This window comes from Lactobacillus sp. ESL0700 (assembly GCF_029392095.1).
Taxonomy (GTDB): Bacteria; Bacillota; Bacilli; order Lactobacillales; family Lactobacillaceae; genus Lactobacillus.
In genome coordinates this window covers 1302408-1318350 of the sequence record NZ_CP113930.1, presented here as the reverse complement: position 1 = coordinate 1318350, position 15943 = coordinate 1302408, and the positions used below count along the sequence as shown (strand labels likewise).

The following is a 15943-nucleotide window of genomic DNA, read 5'->3' as shown; positions in this document are numbered from 1 at the left end:
GAATGACGTTTGCAAAAAGTATTGAAAAAAAGCCGGTAGTTCAAGTTAAGGAAGAAAAAATTCCGCAGTCTCAAGGATTGCAAATTGGGATAATGGGCGGCACTTTTAATCCCGTTCATTTAGCTCACTTGGTCGTCGCCGACCAAGTCTTAACTAAGCTGCATCTGGATGAAATCTGGTTTATTCCAACAAATATTCCGCCTTTAAAAGACAAGCCGACAGTAGCTGCAGAAGACCGGGCGAATATGCTGGAATTGGCAACGCAAGATAATCCGCATTTTCATGTAAAATTATTTGAACTGTTTCGCGGTGGTGTTTCATACACCGTTGATACGCTGACTTATTTGCATGAAAAAGCACCACAAAATCATTATTATTTGATTATGGGTAGCGATCAGGTTAATAATTTAAGTGAATGGAAAGAACCACTTAAATTGGCTCAATTGGCAACCTTAGTTGGCATTAGGCGTCCGGGTTATGAACAAAAGGCGCAACTGCCAATTATTTGGGTTGATGTTCCAGCAATTGACTTGAGCTCAAGCTCAATTAGGCAGACGATTGCAATGGGCGGCTCAATTAGATATTTAGTTCCAAAACCGGTAAGCGATTATATTCATCGAAAGGGACTTTATTATGACTGATTTATTTTTTGCAAACACTTATTCACCTTTATCAAGCAAGGAAATTATTGCTAAAGAAAAAGCCAACATGGATGCATCTAGGTTTGCGCATTGCGTGCGCGTGAGCCAAACCGCGCAAAAACTGGCCCAGCTTAATCATTATGATGAAGATAAGGCGGCATTAGCTGGTTTTGTTCATGATTATGCTAAACAGGTTCCAGTTGCAGAATATCGAGAAGTGATTAAGTCGCAGGGCTTTGATCAGGAACTCTTAAATTGGAATCGCGCAATTTGGCACGGGATTGTTGGCACGTACTTTATTAAGCGTGATTTGCAAATTACCGATAGTGAGATTCTAACGGCTGTTGACCGGCACACAACTGGTGATATTGAAATGACGACCTTAGATAAAATAGTTTTCATGGCTGATTTCATTGAGCCCGGCCGCGATTTTCCTGGAGTTGAAGAAGCGCGCGAAGTAACATTTGCCAATTTAGACGCTGGTGTAGGCTACCAGTTAGCACATAGCCTCAGCTTTTTAGCTGAAAAAAGAGATAAGATTTATCCTCGCACATTTAAAGCATATAATGTGTGGAGTATTAAAAATAATTAAGGAGAAAAATTTGACTAGTAAAGAAATTTTGACTTTTGTATTAAAAGCCATCAGCGACCGCCACGGTGAAGATACTATTGCTTATGACATGCAAGGAATTAGTATCTTAGCTGATTATTACGTAGCAACCAGTGCCGGTTCTAATCGGCAGCTGCACGCAATTGCCAATGCAATTGTTGATGAAGCACATCAGGCTGACTACTATGACTATCGCATTGAAGGGTCAAGTGAGTCTAACTGGCTGCTGCTTGACTTGGGCGACGTTGTTGTCAATGTCTTTACCGAAGAGGCGCGCGATTTTTATAACGTTGAAAAATTGTGGTCAGAAGGTAAGCAATTAGAAATAAAGGAAGACTAGCTGACAATGAGTGTAGTGGGAATCATTGCCGAATTTAATCCCTTGCACAGTGGCCACGAATTTTTGTTAAATCAGGCAAGGCTGCTGGCTGGCAGTAAAGACCCAATCGTGGTTTTGATGTCGGGAAATTATGTTCAGCGTGGTGAAATGGCAATCATGGATAAGTGGTCACGAGCACAGGCTGCGCTAAACAGTGGCGCTGACCTTGTTTTTGAGATGCCTTTTTCCACTTCGGTTGAGCCTGCGGACCTTTTTTCATTAGGGAGCATTAATCAGTTAGCTAAATTAGGTGTCAGCGATTTAGTATTTGGTGTGGAAGATGCTACGCTTAACTTTGCCTATCTTGGCAGCAAGATTGCTGAAATTCCGCCTAATCACATGAATTTTAACGATTATAGTCAGACCTATTCAACTCAATATAATGAGATGGTTGCGCGTGAAGTGGGCTATGAAGTCAACCAGCCGAATGCAATTTTGGGACTAGCTTATGCGGTTGCCAACCATAATTTGTGGACGCCGCTTACTTTGCATCCAGTTAATCGAATTGGCGCTGGCCATGATGATTTGCTGCAGCGTGAAGGTGTTGTGCAGAGTGCTAGTGCTATTCGCAATATTATTTTGCACGAAAAAACAGGCGCAGAACTGGAACAATGGCTGCCTAAAACTGAAGTAGCACAATTGTATCAACAGTCTGCTTATCCTAACTGGAACTTGTTGTTCCCGTTTCTGAAGTATCGCCTTGAGTCTTCTTCGGTTGAAGAATTACGGCAAATCTACCAAATGAGTGAGGGACTTGAATACAAAATGAAGCAGGAAATTCACCGTGCACGTAATTTTACGGAATTCTTGCGCTATATCAAGTCTAAGCGTTATACTTATTCACGCTTGCGCCGATTAAGTTTGTATACTTTATTAAACGTGACCCAAGATGACATGCTGGACAGTTTCAACAACGAGGCATTATTCTTGCTTGGTTATAGCAAATTAGGCCGTCGTTATCTGAAGAAAATCAGAAAAGAGACAACTGCTAACGTTATTTCAAAGGTTGACCAGAAGAATACGCGTTCGGGCTCAATGCACTTACAATTGCGCGTGGATCGGCTGGTTGAGCAAATTTTGCAAGTTGACCAAAACTTTGGTCGCAGACCATTGGAGGTTTAAGGATGTTTACGATTAGTTTTTCACAAGTAGAAAGCAGCAAGGCACCGCTGACGCACATTGAGCGCGAAGTTGCAATGCGACCAGAATTTTTGGAGCGCAGTCAAAAGCTGTTATACAAAGTTGAAAATGTTCGTTTAGACGGAGATGCTTTTTATAATGAGCCATACGTTACTTGTGATTTGCACGTCACAGCTGATCTAGTTGTCCCGTCAAGTCGGAGCTTAGAGCCGGTGACTTATCATGAGGATTTTCGCTTTAGTGAAAATTATTCTGAGGATGCAGTTTCTAAAGAAGAATTAGAAGCTAGTGAAACGCCGATTGTGCAGGTTGAGGATGATCAAATTGATTTGCAAACAGCAATTGAAGATAACCTGCTCTTGCATATTCCGACAACGATATTAACGCCTGAAGAAGAAGACCAGGATATTTATCCGGAAGGTAATGGCTGGGCTGTTATTTCAGAAGCAGAATTTGACGAAGGCAAAAAGAATCAGGTTAATCCGGCGTTTGCCAAACTAAAAGAATTGCTAGACCAAAAGGATAACCAGCAAGATAAAGATTGAATAAATTAAATATTTTTAAGATAATTAAAGTTAAGGTAACTTGGAAGCTTAAGCTTGTTTTGCTTGCTTTTTTAAAGTATCCTTTAGTTATTAAATTAAGTTTAAAAATATTTTAGTTTTTGGTGTGAACAATAATTTTAAAAGGGATGGATAAAATGGCAAAGATACTAATTATTGAAGATGAAAAGAATTTGGCGCGGTTTGTCGAGCTAGAATTAAAACACGAAAAATATGAAACAGTTGTTGAAGCAAACGGTCGTAAGGGACTAGAAACTGCATTGAACGAAGATTTTGATGCGATTTTGCTTGACTTAATGTTGCCAGACTTAAATGGTTTAGAAATTGCTCGGCGGGTTCGTCAAGTTAAGACAACACCAATTATTATGATGACAGCGCGTGATTCCGTGATTGATCGGGTTTCTGGTCTTGACCATGGTGCCGACGATTACATTGTTAAGCCATTTGCAATTGAGGAGTTACTTGCTCGGTTACGCGCTGTTTTACGCCGGGTTAAAATTGAAAAAGAAGCTTCTGACGACACCATTGAAAAGAAAGTCATTAAGTTTAAGGACATGACAATTGAAACGGCTAACCGGATTGTTCGTCGCGGCGATGGTAAGACTGTCGACTTGACGAAGCGGGAATATAACTTGCTCATGACATTGATTAAGAACAAGAACAATGTTGTTAGCCGTGATCAATTGCTTTCTAAAATTTGGGGACCAGGTTCAAACATTGAAACTAATGTTGTAGAAGTTTATGTTCGTTACCTTCGCAATAAAATTGACGTTCCCGGCCAACCATCTTATATCAAGACCGTTCGCGGTACTGGATATATGGTAAGAGATGAAGATGATGAAAAGAACTAAAAAGCACGAACAAAGTAAAAAGGGGACCAAACGCTCATCGTTAATTGTACGGTGGGTCAGTATCGTCAGTTTGACGATTATGGTCTCCTTTATTGTATTTTCAGTAGTTATTTACACGTTTGTTGGTCAGCAATCAATTGGTCAGCAGAAGGAAACTTCTAACCAAATGGTCGTCCAGCTGAATGAAAATCTCAGTTCTATTTCGGGTGAATTACAAATTGCTAATGTTGTTCCGGCACTAACACCCTCTGCTAAAAAAGTTTTGCAGGGCGATCCTGTGATTAGTCGCGATGACAGAGCAAGTAGCGCCTTTAATGATAATTTACTAGCCTCATTGACCAATCCTGACTTAAATGTAGTTGTTTATAATTTACAGCAAGAAGATGTCTTTGATAATGGTAGCGAAAATGAAATTCCGGCGTTTAAACCCTTTAAGGGTGAATACAAGCAGGAACAGACTTTTCAAGACAATCGTCAGGAATTAATTACGTACCAAAAAGTCCGTTCAATCAGGACTGGCAAATTGACCGGCTACATTGTGGTTGTTAACCGCATGACGTATTACAACGGTCTGATGAAAAACTTGCTTAAGTGGATGGTGCGCATATCGATCATTGCAATTGTATTGTTTACGTTGATTGCCTTTATTATTGTGCAAGACATTGTCAAGCCAATTAAGGAAATGTCGAAGGTGGCGCGTGAGGTTAACGATGATCCTAATAGCACGGCGCGGATTGCTGACTTTCATCGCAATGACGAATTACAAGAGTTGGCGGTATCTTTTAACCAAATGCTGGACCGAATGCAGCGCTATATTGACCAGCAGAAAGAGTTTGTCGGGGATGTTTCGCACGAGTTGCGTACTCCCGTGGCGGTAATTGAAGGCCATTTAAATATGCTTCAGCGGTGGGGCAAGGATGATCCTGAAATCTTGGATGAATCAATTAATGCATCACTGCAAGAAGCAAAACGGATGCAGCATTTGATTCAAGAAATGCTCGATTTGACGCGTGCCGAGCAGATTAATGTTCAGTATCCGAATGCCGTGACTAAGATCTCAGAGGTTTTAAAGCGCGTGGTTAGCGACATGTCGCTGGTTCATCAAGATTTTAAGATTAGTCTTGACATGGATGATTTGCCGCAAGACACGGAAGTCCAGATTTATCAGGGCCACCTAGAGCAATTACTCGTAATTTTGATCGATAATGGTATTAAATATTCAACCGACCGTAAGCAAATGAATGTCTCAGCTGGCCTTTTACAAGATGAAGTCAATATTATTGTCCAAGACTTTGGTGAAGGAATTTCTAAGGTCGATCAGGACAAGATTTTTAATCGCTTTTATCGCGTTGATAAGGCTCGTACACGTGAAAAGGGCGGTAATGGCCTTGGCTTGTCGATTGCACAAAAATTGGTTAACAGCTATCACGGCCAGATTAGCGTTGATTCTGTTGAGGGGCAAGGCAGTCAGTTCAAGATTGTCTTTCCAGCGCTAACTAAGCAGCAGGCTGCTAAGCTGCGCAAGCGTGCAGAATCTGAAAGTAAGTAATACCATTAATTAATTTTAATTTAATATTTTTGCAATTATACTATTGTATACATTGAACTTTTATGTTTTAATAAACACTATCATTTAAGAAAGGACTAATCTCATGCAACAATCACTACAAGCAATTCAGCGATATTATGCAGGCGTTTTTTATACCTATTATGGTTAAATAACGTCCGTTGTATTAGATACGGACAAAATAAAGCCGTGTCTAGCTCGCATATTGTAACCTGCTAGATTAATTACCTAGCAAGTGAGCATTAGCATGATTATGTTCTAAATATCAAGTGCCAAAGTGGGCATGTTAGGTTTTTAATCTAACATGCTCATTTTTTTATTATCAAATTAAGAGGAAACATCAATGAAAAACAAAAATATTGGAGATAAATTGGACTTTTGGTCTATTGTCTTTTTGGCAATTAATACCACAATTGGCTCGGGGATTTTCTTAACACCAGCTAGTGTTGTCAATCAAGCTGGAAGCATGTCGTTATGGGTTTACTTAATTGCCGCTATTTGTGCAGCTGCCTTTGGGATTTCATCAGCATCAGCTGCTAAATATGTTATTAAGTCTGGTGCTTCATATGCATATTCGAAGGCGGCTTTTGGCGACAAGTTAGGCTTTTACATGGGTATTCTGCGCTACTTTGCCGCCAGTGTTACTTGGTCAGTAATGGCAACTGGCGTTGTCAAATCGACCATTTCCATCTTTGGTGGCAATCCCAATAATAATATGTCATTAACCATTGGACTATTACTCTTGGTCGTTTTGATTACTATAATTAATCTTTTCGGTCAAAAAGTTGTCAAATACGTTATGAATATGGCAACCATTGGTAAGCTTGCAGCACTTATTTTAATTATTATAGCTGCAGTCGCTTTGATGCTGACCACTGGAGCAACTCATCACCTTGCAGAAGTTGACCAAATTACACAAAACGGTCATAAGATCGTTCCCACATTAACTACTAGCGGTCTTGCAATGGCTGTGGTTTCTGCTTTTTATTCTTTCATGGGCTTTGAGTCAGTGGCTTCTGGTGCAGAAGATATGGAGCATCCGGAAAAGAACTTGCCGCGCGCAATTCCACTGTCGATTTTTATCATTGCTTTCATCTACATGGGGATTATCGCAGTTGCCCTAAAACTAGCTCCACAGGCTTTAATGACAACCAAGCAAGTTGTCGCAATTAGTGCAATTTTCAAGAACGAAATTCTTCGTGACCTAATCCTAATTGGTGCTCTAATTTCAATGCTAGGTGTTAATATTGCTGAAAGTTTCAGTATTCCGCGAGTTTTAGAAGCAATGGCTAAAGAAGGGCAGTTATCTAAAAAATTAACCAAAAGAACAGCAAACAATTTTCCGATCAGAAGTTACTTCATTTCAATAATTTTAGTTATTTTAATTCCAATGGCTTTTCAATTTAACATGACAAATCTGATTACACTGACTGCAATGGTCAGTTTCGTCGAATTTATTGTGGTTCCACTTTCTGTTATGCGTTTTTACCGGGGAACTAACAAGGAACAGGTCCTAAATGCTCCTAAAAACGTTTGGACAGATATTATTATCCCTATTATTTCAATCTTGCTCGTTGTCTTTTTATTAGTTGAATACAACTGGAAAGTCCAGTTTGGCGTAATCGTCAACGGCCAAGTTGTTGGCATTAATTGGTACGCAATTGCCATGATGGTTGTAGGCTTTTTGCTGTTACCTCTTGCAATGGCACTATTAAATAAATTGGAAAATAAACAAGCATAAGGAGGGTTTTTCAATGGGTAGAAATATTTTTCCAACAGGAACGGTTATGTTCGATCCTGCTAAGGCATGGAATGGCTATACTTTGTTTAATGCTGGCGGTATTGGTGCTGTGTTAATTGATATGTCCGGAAAGGTAGTCCATCAGTGGCGCGGGTTACAGGGCTTTCCTAACAAAATGATTCCGGGTGGTAAAATCTTCGGTTCACTCAGGTGCCGCAATCGCTTGGATGCCTATCAAGATTATGCTGATGTAACCGAGGTTGATTGGAATGGTAATGTTGTTTGGAGTTTTAATCATAACCAAGAAGTAACGGATCAGGACTGCGGCAAAACTTGGGTTGCTAGGCAACACCATGACTACCAAATTGAAGGTAATCCAGTTGGCTATTTTGTTCCAGGTCAAACTGTTAACGATGATTTCAACAAAGTATTATTGTTGACGCATAACAATGTTAAAAAGCCCAAAATTTCCCCACAGCCCTTACTTGAAGAAGTTTTATTGGAGGTTGACCGTAACGGGAAAAAACTCTGGTCATGGCACATAACAGACCACTTTAATGAATTTCATTTATCTAATTTGCAAAAGAATGCTATTTTTCGGGACCCCAATACTCATGAGGACAGCTTTAATGGGGAGGGTGAAGGTGACCTGTTCCACGTTAATTGTGCTAGTTATTTAGGACCAAATCATTGGTTCGAGGAAGGCGATGTTCGTTTTAAGCCGGATAATATTATAATGGATTCCCGTGAAGCCAACATTATGTGGATTATTGACCATGAAACCGGCAAAATTGTTTGGCAGATTGGACCAGACTATACGATAAGTCCAGCTTTACAAAAATTAGGGCCATTAATCGGGATGCATCACACGCACATGATTCCGCAGGGCTTGCCTGGAGCCGGTAATATTTTGGTTTTCAATAACGGTGGCTGGGCCGGTTATGGTGCTCCCGATCAGACTTCAAGTACAGGGACGAAAACTAGTCGCATTGACACCTCACAGGTAATTGAATTCAACCCGGTAACTTTGGCAGTCGTTTGGTCATTTGGCGCAACTGATATTGCGGCTAGTCATACTCCTTTTCACCGGCATCATTTCTATTCGCCACTTGTCAGCAGCGCCCAACGTTTACCCAACGGTAATACGCTAATTGATGAGGGAACAGAGGGGCGCTTTTTAGAAGTAACGCAGGATAAGGAAATCGTCTGGGAATATGTTTATCCTAACTTAGGTGACGGGTTGATTTTTCGTGCTTATCGGATTCCTTACGACTGGATTCCACAGCTAACTAGGGAAGATCCTCTGCAAGCAGTTATTCCTCCAGATAATGCTAATTTCCATCTTCCTGGGGCAGCCGACCCAACTCTGACAAAAGACAGTGCCGTTACTGTAGCACAGGCAGCAGGATATAACACAACTCCAGCTAAGTTTAATGATGAAATTTAGCCAAATTAATAAGCACCAGATTAAGTTAATCTGATGCTTATTTTGGTAAAAACTATTTGTTTTAATGCTTATGATTTTGCTTACCTTTATTACGGTTGCGCAAATTTTCGTGCATTTCTTTGACTTGCTTATTTGCTGCAGGCGCTGCAGTTGTCTGGTCTAGAAGCTCGGCAACTTTAGCAGGTGTCACAATTTCTTTCATTGGTTCACGCTTTAATTCCTCGTCAACATTCTTTTTAACGCGAGGCATAATGATAAATGTGACGATTACTTGCTGGATAATGGTAAAGAAGTTACCCGCAGCCCAATATAGCGCAACTGAACCGGAAACCGACATGGAAATAAAGAGGGTCATAATTGGGTTAAGCAGCATCATTGACTGCATTTGCTTCTTTTGTTCCTTAGGAATCCCAATTAATGAAATGTAACCTTGGATAAATGCAAAGACAGTACCGATAATCGCCATCAGCATGGATTTATCACTAAGCGAAATTGTGAAGAAAGTCGAATTTGCCAGTGTCTTGGAATACATTACCGCTTGGTAAATCCCGATCATGATTGGGAACTGGATAATCAGTGGTAAACAGCCCATGCCGCCTGTTAATGACAAGTTATTTTGCGAATACAATTGCCGCTGCCAGTTGGCCAAAGTCATTTGCTGGTCTTGAGTTAAATCCTTCTTCTTCATTGCGTCTTGGATTAACTTCATCTGGGGCTGCAACCGCGCCATTTTTTCTTGTTGGGTTGTTGATTTCTTTTGCTGGTTTAGCATTAATGGCAATAAAATCATCCGCACGACTAGAGTCATTAAAATAATGGCCCAGCCAGCGCCGTTTGCCCCGCCGATGATGGCGTAGCAGCGCAACATGATGTTCTGCAGGGGCTTACCAATAAAACTATAAATCCAGCCGTAGATGCCGCTTGACGGCGGCGTATTTAAGGCATTGCCATTTTGCGCACAACCAGTCACAATTAACATGACTGCTAGTGTTAAAGCAGCCAAACCAAGATATTTACGATATTTTTTCATTCAATTCACCACATTATTATTTTTTGTCAACATCTAATATAATACATGAAAACCGTGCATTTTGCCCGCATTTGTCAGTTTTTCTTTTTTAATTTTAGTTATTTTAGCAAATTGTGAAATACTGTGGGGCAATTCTTGGCAAAATTGGTTAACATGATTGAGGTCGGTTTGCAGTACAATAGTTACTGTTTGGTCTAAATTATTATGAACAGACCCAGTCAGCTGCATTTTGTCAGCCAAGACTTGGACGCTCCAGCGAAAGCCGACACCTTGCACAATGCCGGAAACGGTAAGTGCCCAGGTTTCCTGATTAGAATCGGCGGGATTATGATGTTTAGGGTGGTTATTTCTGTTAAAAAAGCCCATAATTAGTCCTTTCTACAAGTTATATACTTGATTTTACCATTTTTAAAATTGAATAGTTTACATTAAAATAGAGTCAGAGAAAGAGGTTTTAGCAATGGAACAAATTAGTTCGGTAAATAATAAGTTAATTAAGGATTTAGCTAAATTAAAGCAGAAAAAATATCGTGAGGAAACTGGATTATATTTAATCGAAGGCTTTCACTTAGTTGAGGAAGCAATTAAGGCAAGCCGCAAGTACGTCTATCTATTAGGAACACAGGAAGCCTTAGATACAGTCGAGGCCGAAGATGAAGTCGATTTAACAGCCAAAAATGTTATTTTGATTAACTCGGCAATTGTGCGGCACTTGTCGAGTACTAAAAATTCCCAAAATATTTTTATGGTTTTGAAGATTGCCCAGCCGAAAGATTACCCGTTTAATTATGGTAAGTGGGTTTTGCTCGACCAGTTGGCTGATCCAGGTAATGTCGGCACAATTATCAGAACCGCTGATGCCGCCGGCTTTGACGGTGTAATTTTGTCACCAAATAGCGTTGACTTATACAATCCAAAAACGCAGCGCGCAATGCAGGGTAGTCAATTCCACATTAATTTAATTGTGACAGACTTGCCAGCAGCAATTGCTTCGCTAAGAAATAACGGCATTCCTGTTTATGCCAGTATGCTAGACCGTGCGGCTAAACAGCTGCCAGATTTTGCCCCAGTACCGCAATTAGGCCTTGTGATTGGCAATGAAGCTCATGGTGTCAGTTCAGCAGTGGCACAAGCTAGTGACGAAAAATTGTACATTCCGATTAAGGGCCAAGCTGAATCGTTGAATGCGGCGATTGCAGCAGGAATTATGATTTACCATTTTGCTTAGAGACTAAGAGCAGGTACTTGTTTTTAGTAAGTGAATTAATTATAATAGTTGTCGAGAACAGAAATCGATAACGGAGGAATTGCTATGAGTCACAAAGGAAAATTTAAACAAACCAATGGTTGTCAGGCTTTAACTTATGAAACCTGCCCACATTTTATTAGTGCATTTCAGATCATTGGTAAGAAGTGGAATGGCCTGATTATCAGTTCCTTGTGCGATACGAATTATATGCGTTTCAAAGACCTAGCAAACTGTGTTTCTGCTTGCTCCGACCGAGTTTTAGTCGAACGACTAAAAGAATTAGAAAAAGAGAAAATTGTTAAACGTTCAGTTGATGAAAAAACCAAAATTATTTCTTACGGCTTAACGAAAAAGGGCGCGGAGTTGCAGCCAGTCTTTGACCAAATTCACGAATGGGCCGATAACTGGGTTTAAAAGTAAAATTTTACTTGCAACTTGTAGACAAAAGAATTATTCTAATAGTTAATTACTAATGAGCAAGACTAGTAACAGCAATCGTTTAGTCAGAGAGACCTTTTTATTGAGCTGAAAGAAAGGTCTAAATGGAACTGTGAATTTCATCTTGCCAGTAGAATCTAATCAATTCCGGTATTCACCGTTATCGAAAACTTGAGTGTGGACTTTTTATAGTCCAAACTAGGGTGGTACCGCGTAGCTTCGTCCCTTTTGGGGACGGAGCTTTTTTATTTGAAAGGACAAGTTTATGGACTTATTTGATCGGTTAAAAGAACTCCGCGATAAAGGCCTCGCTGAAATTGACAAGGCAGAAAGCGAAGAAAAGTTAAATGATGTTCGGGTAAAATTAGTCGGCCGTAAAGGTGAACTGACCGAAATTTTGCACTCGATGAAGGATGTAGCGCCTGAAAATAGACGTGAAATTGGTCAACGAGTAAACAAATTACGTGATTTGTTCAATGACAAGTTGGACGATGCCAAGAGTGAGATTGTCAAGGCACTTGTTGAAGAACGTCTTGAAAAAGAAAAGATTGATGTGACTTTGCCGGGTCGGGAAAATCACATTGGTTCAGAACACCCAATTAATATTATTTTAGATGACCTTGAAAAGTACTTCATTGGCATGGGCTACCAAGTAGTTCAGGGCCCAGAAATCGAAACAGACCATTACTGTTTTGAAATGATGAATTTACCTAAAGATCACCCAGCTCGTGATATGCAGGCAACATTCTATGTTGATCCTGAAGATTTACTGCGTTCACAAACTTCCGGTGACCAAGCTCGTGTTCTAGAAAAGCATGACTTTTCTAAGGGACCATTAAAGATGGTTGGACCTGGTAAAGTTTACCGTCGTGATGACGATGATGCGACTCACTCACACCAATTCATGCAAATGGAAGGGTTAGTTATCGACAAGAACGTGACGATGGGTGACTTAAAGGGCACCTTGGAACTGCTAACTAGACATATCTTTGGCGAAGACCGTGAGACGCGTCTGCGTCCAAGTTACTTCCCATTTACTGAGCCATCAGTTGAAATGGATGTTTCCTGCTTCAACTGTGATGGTAAGGGCTGTGCAATTTGTAAATACACTGGCTGGATTGAAGTCTTGGGTGCCGGAATGGTGCACCCGAATGTTTTGGAAAATGCCGGCGTTGACTCAAGTGTCTATGGTGGTTTTGCCTTTGGTGTCGGTTTAGATCGGTTCGCAATTTTGAAATATGGGATTGATGATATTCGCGACTTTTACACAAATGACGTACGTTTCTTAGAGCAATTCCGTAAGGAGGAAAGATAATGCTAGTTTCATATAATTGGCTACAAGATTTTCTAAAATTAGATCAAGATCCTAAACAATTAGGCGAAAAAATCACGCGCACAGGTGTTGAAGTTGCTGAAGTTAAGCACCCAGAAGAAGGATTGAAAAAGTTGGTTATTGGTCACATTATTGACTGCGAACCAATTGAAGGTACCCACCTTAATGTAACTCACGTTGATGTTGGTGAAGATGAACCTCATCAAATTGTCTGTGGTGCACCAAATGTTGCTGCCGGCGAAGATGTTGTTGTTGCCTTACCAGGTGCTCGGATTGCTGACAACGTTAAGATTAAAAAAGGCAAGATGCGCGGCTATGAATCCAACGGTATGATTTGTGGTTTACAAGAGATTGGCTTTGCTGACAATTTAGTTCCTGAAAAATACACGGATGGTATTTACGTCTTTCCTGAAGATGCCGACATTAAGCCAGGTCAAGATGCCTATGAACCATTGGGAATGGATGATTACATTTTTGACTTTGACATTACTCCTAACCGAGCAGACACCTTATCAATGGAAGGTTCCGCATATGAAGTCGGCGCCATTGTTGATGAACCCGTTAACGTTGAAGATGTAACTTTGAAGGCTGATGGTCCAGATTGGACAAATGACTTCACTGTTGAAGTCGATCCTCAACTAGCACCTAAATTTTACTTGCGTAAAGTAACTGGCGTTAAAATCGCCGACAGTCCTTTATGGATGCAAAAGCGGTTATGGAATGCTGGTATTCGGCCAATTAATAATGTTGTTGACGTGACTAACTACATGATGCTACTGACTGGTCAACCAATGCATACTTATGATGCTCGGGCCTTTAAGAGTGGCAAATTAGTTGTGCGCAAGGCTACCAAGGGCGAAAAGCTAGTCCTACTTAACAACAAGGATGTTGACCTTGATCCAAACGATATTGTAATTACCGATGGCGATCGAGTTGTTATGATGGCTGGGGTAATGGGTGGTCTTAATTCAGAAATTGAAGATGATACTACCGATGTTATCTTGGAATCAGCTATTTTTGACCCAACTTTAATTAGAAAAGCAGCCTTGCGTCATGCTAACAGAACCGAAGCCTCAAGTAGATATGAAAAAGGCGTTAACTGGGATGCTACCATGCGTTCTCTTGATATGGCAGCATTGCTACTTAGAAATAATGCCCAAGCAACAATTGCTGAAGGTGTGATTAAAGCTAGCGATGAGTCACGTGAACCGGTTGTAATTAAGACAACTGCTTCATACATTAACAAGACTTTAGGTACTGAAATTTCCGGTGATGAAATTTTACATATTTTTGCCCGGTTAAACTTCAAAGCCGAACTTGATGGTGATAATTTGACTGTTGATGTACCAGCAAGACGTTGGGACATTGCTATTCCTGCAGACTTGGTTGAAGAAGTTGGTCGGTTATACGGCTATGATAATATCAAGTCTACCCAACCTGTTTTGGCAGAAACCCACGGTGGCTACTCTAAAGAAGAGACAGTTTTAAGACGGATTAAAAAGGTCGCTCAAGGTCAAGGCCTGATCGAAGCAATTTCATATTCTTTGACCTCACCAGTTAAGGCACTTGCCTTTACTAAGGAACCTAAAGAAGTTGTTGAAGTGCAAATGCCATTGAACTCAAGTCGTTCAACTTTAAGACAAAACTTGTTGACTGGGTTAGTTGATGCTGCTAGCTACAATATGGCGCGCAAACAAAATCAATTGGCACTCTACGAGCAAGGTCGTGTTTATGACCATGATGGTGGTACTTACAATGAACACGAACACTTAGCAGCACTTTACAGTGGCAATACTTACTTTGCTAACTGGCAACATGAAGATGAAAAGATTGACTTCTATTACGTTAAGGGACAATTAACTAACTTACTATTGGCAATTGGCATTGACTTAAGCGAAGTTGAATACAAGGCAGAAGTCGTAGTGGGCTTGCACCCAACTAGAACTGCCGGAATTTACATTAAAGGTAAGTATGTTGGTTTAATCGGGATGATTGCTCACACGATTACTATGGCTGATAAGGCGCTTAATGGTGCAGAAATTTATGGTTACGAATTAAATCTGGATGAAATTATTCCAATGATTATTGAACCGAAGACAGTTTCAACACCAGCACCAAAATTCCCTGCAATTGAGCGTGATTTGTCAATCTTGGTTGGCGAAGACGTTACTAACCAACAAATTGAGGACAGCATTAAAGCTAATGGTGGTAAGTACTTGCGCAGTTTACGCGTAATTGACGTTTACCAAGGTACTCATATTGATAAGGATAAGAAGAGCTTGGCTTACAACTTAACATTCTTGAACGAAAAAGATACTTTGACCGATGAAATTGTCACTAAGGCAATGGATGCGATTATGGCTGATTTGGAAGATAAACTTAGCGCAAAAATTCGTTAGAGGTTGACTTTGTGCTGGGAAATTAATATCATAGACCATTGCAAAGAAAATTTAACTTTAAGGAGTACATTTTATGCCTGAAAAATCATATCCAATGACTGCTGAAGGAAAAGAAAAACTTGAAGCAGAACTTAAAAATTTAAAAGTTGTTAAGCGTCCAGAAGTAATCGAGCGAATTAAGGTTGCCCGTTCATACGGTGACTTATCTGAAAACTCTGAGTATGATGCTGCTAAGGATGAGCAGAGTCACCTTGAAGACCGGATTAGCGTTGTTGAAGAAATGCTGAAGTATGCTCACGTTGTTGATGCTAATGCTACCAATCCCGACGAAGTAGCTGTTGGTAAGACAGTTACTTATACCGAAGTCGGTGAGGACGATCCAGAAACATACACTATCGTTGGTAGTGATGAATCCGACCCGCTAAACGGTAAGATTTCTAACGATTCACCAATCGCTCAAGCCATTTTAGGCAAGAAGAAGGGTGACCAAGTAACTATTTCAACCCCTGGTGGCAAGTTTGAGATTGTCATTAACAAGGTAGAAGAATAATTGCA

The 15943-nt window shown here is 40.4% G+C and carries 16 protein-coding genes and 1 other annotated feature; of the genes, 14 read left to right on the top strand and 2 right to left on the bottom strand.

The features are described 5' to 3' along the window. The first annotated feature begins 2 nt into the window (after positions 1 to 2). The 9 genes from OZX63_RS06220 (at position 3) to OZX63_RS06180 (ending at position 8939) form a co-directional block, all read left to right on the top strand. Positions 3 to 641, top strand: coding sequence for a nicotinate-nucleotide adenylyltransferase (locus OZX63_RS06220; RefSeq protein ID WP_277142445.1), 639 nt, complete (start codon positions 3 to 5; stop codon positions 639 to 641). Further along, positions 634 to 1233, top strand: a complete 600-nt coding sequence (gene yqeK, locus OZX63_RS06215; protein WP_277142443.1) for a bis(5'-nucleosyl)-tetraphosphatase (symmetrical) YqeK — start codon at positions 634 to 636, stop codon at positions 1231 to 1233. The genes OZX63_RS06220 and yqeK overlap by 8 nt, the downstream gene beginning before the upstream one ends. A 10-nt stretch (positions 1234 to 1243) precedes the next feature. After that, the gene (rsfS, locus tag OZX63_RS06210) at positions 1244 to 1591 is read left to right on the top strand and encodes a ribosome silencing factor (protein ID WP_277142441.1); all 348 of its coding nucleotides are present in this window, start codon (positions 1244 to 1246) and stop codon (positions 1589 to 1591) included. 6 nt (positions 1592 to 1597) lie between these two features. Next, positions 1598 to 2752 carry a nucleotidyltransferase gene (locus OZX63_RS06205; protein ID WP_277142439.1) on the top strand — a complete coding sequence of 385 codons (1155 nt, stop codon included), beginning with the start codon at positions 1598 to 1600 and terminating at the stop codon, positions 2750 to 2752. Between the two features lie 2 nt (positions 2753 to 2754). Next, a complete protein-coding gene (locus OZX63_RS06200; protein WP_277142438.1) occupies positions 2755 to 3315 on the top strand; it encodes a DUF177 domain-containing protein in 561 nt (186 codons plus the stop codon). 155 nt (positions 3316 to 3470) lie between these two features. Next, positions 3471 to 4184 (top strand): response regulator transcription factor, encoded by a 714-nt coding sequence (locus OZX63_RS06195; RefSeq protein WP_277133465.1) that lies wholly within the window; start codon positions 3471 to 3473, stop codon positions 4182 to 4184. Beyond that, the gene (locus OZX63_RS06190; protein ID WP_277142436.1) at positions 4162 to 5733 is read left to right on the top strand and encodes a HAMP domain-containing histidine kinase; all 1572 of its coding nucleotides are present in this window, start codon (positions 4162 to 4164) and stop codon (positions 5731 to 5733) included. Before OZX63_RS06195 ends, OZX63_RS06190 begins: the two co-directional genes overlap by 23 nt. Before the next feature lie 361 nt (positions 5734 to 6094). Next, positions 6095 to 7492, top strand: a complete 1398-nt coding sequence (locus tag OZX63_RS06185) for an APC family permease (protein ID WP_277142433.1) — start codon at positions 6095 to 6097, stop codon at positions 7490 to 7492. A gap of 13 nt (positions 7493 to 7505) precedes the next feature. After that, complete coding sequence (locus tag OZX63_RS06180; RefSeq protein WP_277142431.1) at positions 7506 to 8939, top strand: aryl-sulfate sulfotransferase; 1434 nt, start codon at positions 7506 to 7508, stop codon at positions 8937 to 8939. Between the two features lie 61 nt (positions 8940 to 9000). Here OZX63_RS06180 and yidC read toward each other — a convergent pair whose 3' ends face one another. Continuing rightward, on the bottom strand, positions 9001 to 9969 hold the full coding sequence (gene yidC / locus OZX63_RS06175) for a membrane protein insertase YidC (protein ID WP_277142429.1): 969 nt from the start codon (positions 9967 to 9969) through the stop codon (positions 9001 to 9003). Between the two features lie 33 nt (positions 9970 to 10002). After that, entirely contained in the window at positions 10003 to 10335 is a 333-nt protein-coding gene (locus tag OZX63_RS06170; RefSeq protein WP_277142427.1) for an acylphosphatase, read from the bottom strand. Between the two features lie 94 nt (positions 10336 to 10429). Between OZX63_RS06170 and OZX63_RS06165 the strand changes: the two genes are divergently transcribed. From OZX63_RS06165 to greA, 5 genes are all read left to right on the top strand, one after another. After that, positions 10430 to 11197 carry an RNA methyltransferase gene (locus tag OZX63_RS06165; RefSeq protein WP_277142425.1) on the top strand — a complete coding sequence of 256 codons (768 nt, stop codon included), beginning with the start codon at positions 10430 to 10432 and terminating at the stop codon, positions 11195 to 11197. 84 nt (positions 11198 to 11281) lie between these two features. Beyond that, positions 11282 to 11632, top strand: coding sequence for a helix-turn-helix domain-containing protein (locus OZX63_RS06160; protein WP_277142423.1), 351 nt, complete (start codon positions 11282 to 11284; stop codon positions 11630 to 11632). Positions 11633 to 11680: 48 nt separating this feature from the next. Beyond that, positions 11681 to 11886, top strand: a binding site (T-box leader). Between the two features lie 35 nt (positions 11887 to 11921). Then, entirely contained in the window at positions 11922 to 12971 is a 1050-nt protein-coding gene (gene pheS / locus OZX63_RS06155; protein WP_277142421.1) for a phenylalanine--tRNA ligase subunit alpha, read from the top strand. Further along, positions 12971 to 15388: a phenylalanine--tRNA ligase subunit beta gene (gene pheT / locus OZX63_RS06150; RefSeq protein WP_277142419.1), complete on the top strand. Its 2418-nt coding sequence runs from the start codon at positions 12971 to 12973 to the stop codon at positions 15386 to 15388. The genes pheS and pheT overlap by 1 nt, the downstream gene beginning before the upstream one ends. Positions 15389 to 15461: 73 nt before the next feature. Then, positions 15462 to 15938 carry a transcription elongation factor GreA gene (gene greA, locus OZX63_RS06145; RefSeq protein WP_277142417.1) on the top strand — a complete coding sequence of 159 codons (477 nt, stop codon included), beginning with the start codon at positions 15462 to 15464 and terminating at the stop codon, positions 15936 to 15938. The last annotated feature ends 5 nt before the right edge of the window (positions 15939 to 15943 follow it).

Coding starts and splice junctions, on each gene's coding strand:
- OZX63_RS06170 (WP_277142427.1), bottom strand. CDS start 10,335: ATGGGCTTTTTTAACAGAAATAACCACCCTAAACATCATAATCCCGCC.
- OZX63_RS06180 (WP_277142431.1), top strand. CDS start 7,506: ATGGGTAGAAATATTTTTCCAACAGGAACGGTTATGTTCGATCCTGCT.
- OZX63_RS06185 (WP_277142433.1), top strand. CDS start 6,095: ATGAAAAACAAAAATATTGGAGATAAATTGGACTTTTGGTCTATTGTC.
- yidC (WP_277142429.1), bottom strand. CDS start 9,969: ATGAAAAAATATCGTAAATATCTTGGTTTGGCTGCTTTAACACTAGCA.
- OZX63_RS06190 (WP_277142436.1), top strand. CDS start 4,162: ATGAAGATGATGAAAAGAACTAAAAAGCACGAACAAAGTAAAAAGGGG.
- OZX63_RS06200 (WP_277142438.1), top strand. CDS start 2,755: ATGTTTACGATTAGTTTTTCACAAGTAGAAAGCAGCAAGGCACCGCTG.
- pheT (WP_277142419.1), top strand. CDS start 12,971: ATGCTAGTTTCATATAATTGGCTACAAGATTTTCTAAAATTAGATCAA.
- yqeK (WP_277142443.1), top strand. CDS start 634: ATGACTGATTTATTTTTTGCAAACACTTATTCACCTTTATCAAGCAAG.
- OZX63_RS06205 (WP_277142439.1), top strand. CDS start 1,598: ATGAGTGTAGTGGGAATCATTGCCGAATTTAATCCCTTGCACAGTGGC.
- OZX63_RS06195 (WP_277133465.1), top strand. CDS start 3,471: ATGGCAAAGATACTAATTATTGAAGATGAAAAGAATTTGGCGCGGTTT.
- OZX63_RS06160 (WP_277142423.1), top strand. CDS start 11,282: ATGAGTCACAAAGGAAAATTTAAACAAACCAATGGTTGTCAGGCTTTA.
- OZX63_RS06220 (WP_277142445.1), top strand. CDS start 3: ATGACGTTTGCAAAAAGTATTGAAAAAAAGCCGGTAGTTCAAGTTAAG.
- greA (WP_277142417.1), top strand. CDS start 15,462: ATGCCTGAAAAATCATATCCAATGACTGCTGAAGGAAAAGAAAAACTT.
- pheS (WP_277142421.1), top strand. CDS start 11,922: ATGGACTTATTTGATCGGTTAAAAGAACTCCGCGATAAAGGCCTCGCT.
- OZX63_RS06165 (WP_277142425.1), top strand. CDS start 10,430: ATGGAACAAATTAGTTCGGTAAATAATAAGTTAATTAAGGATTTAGCT.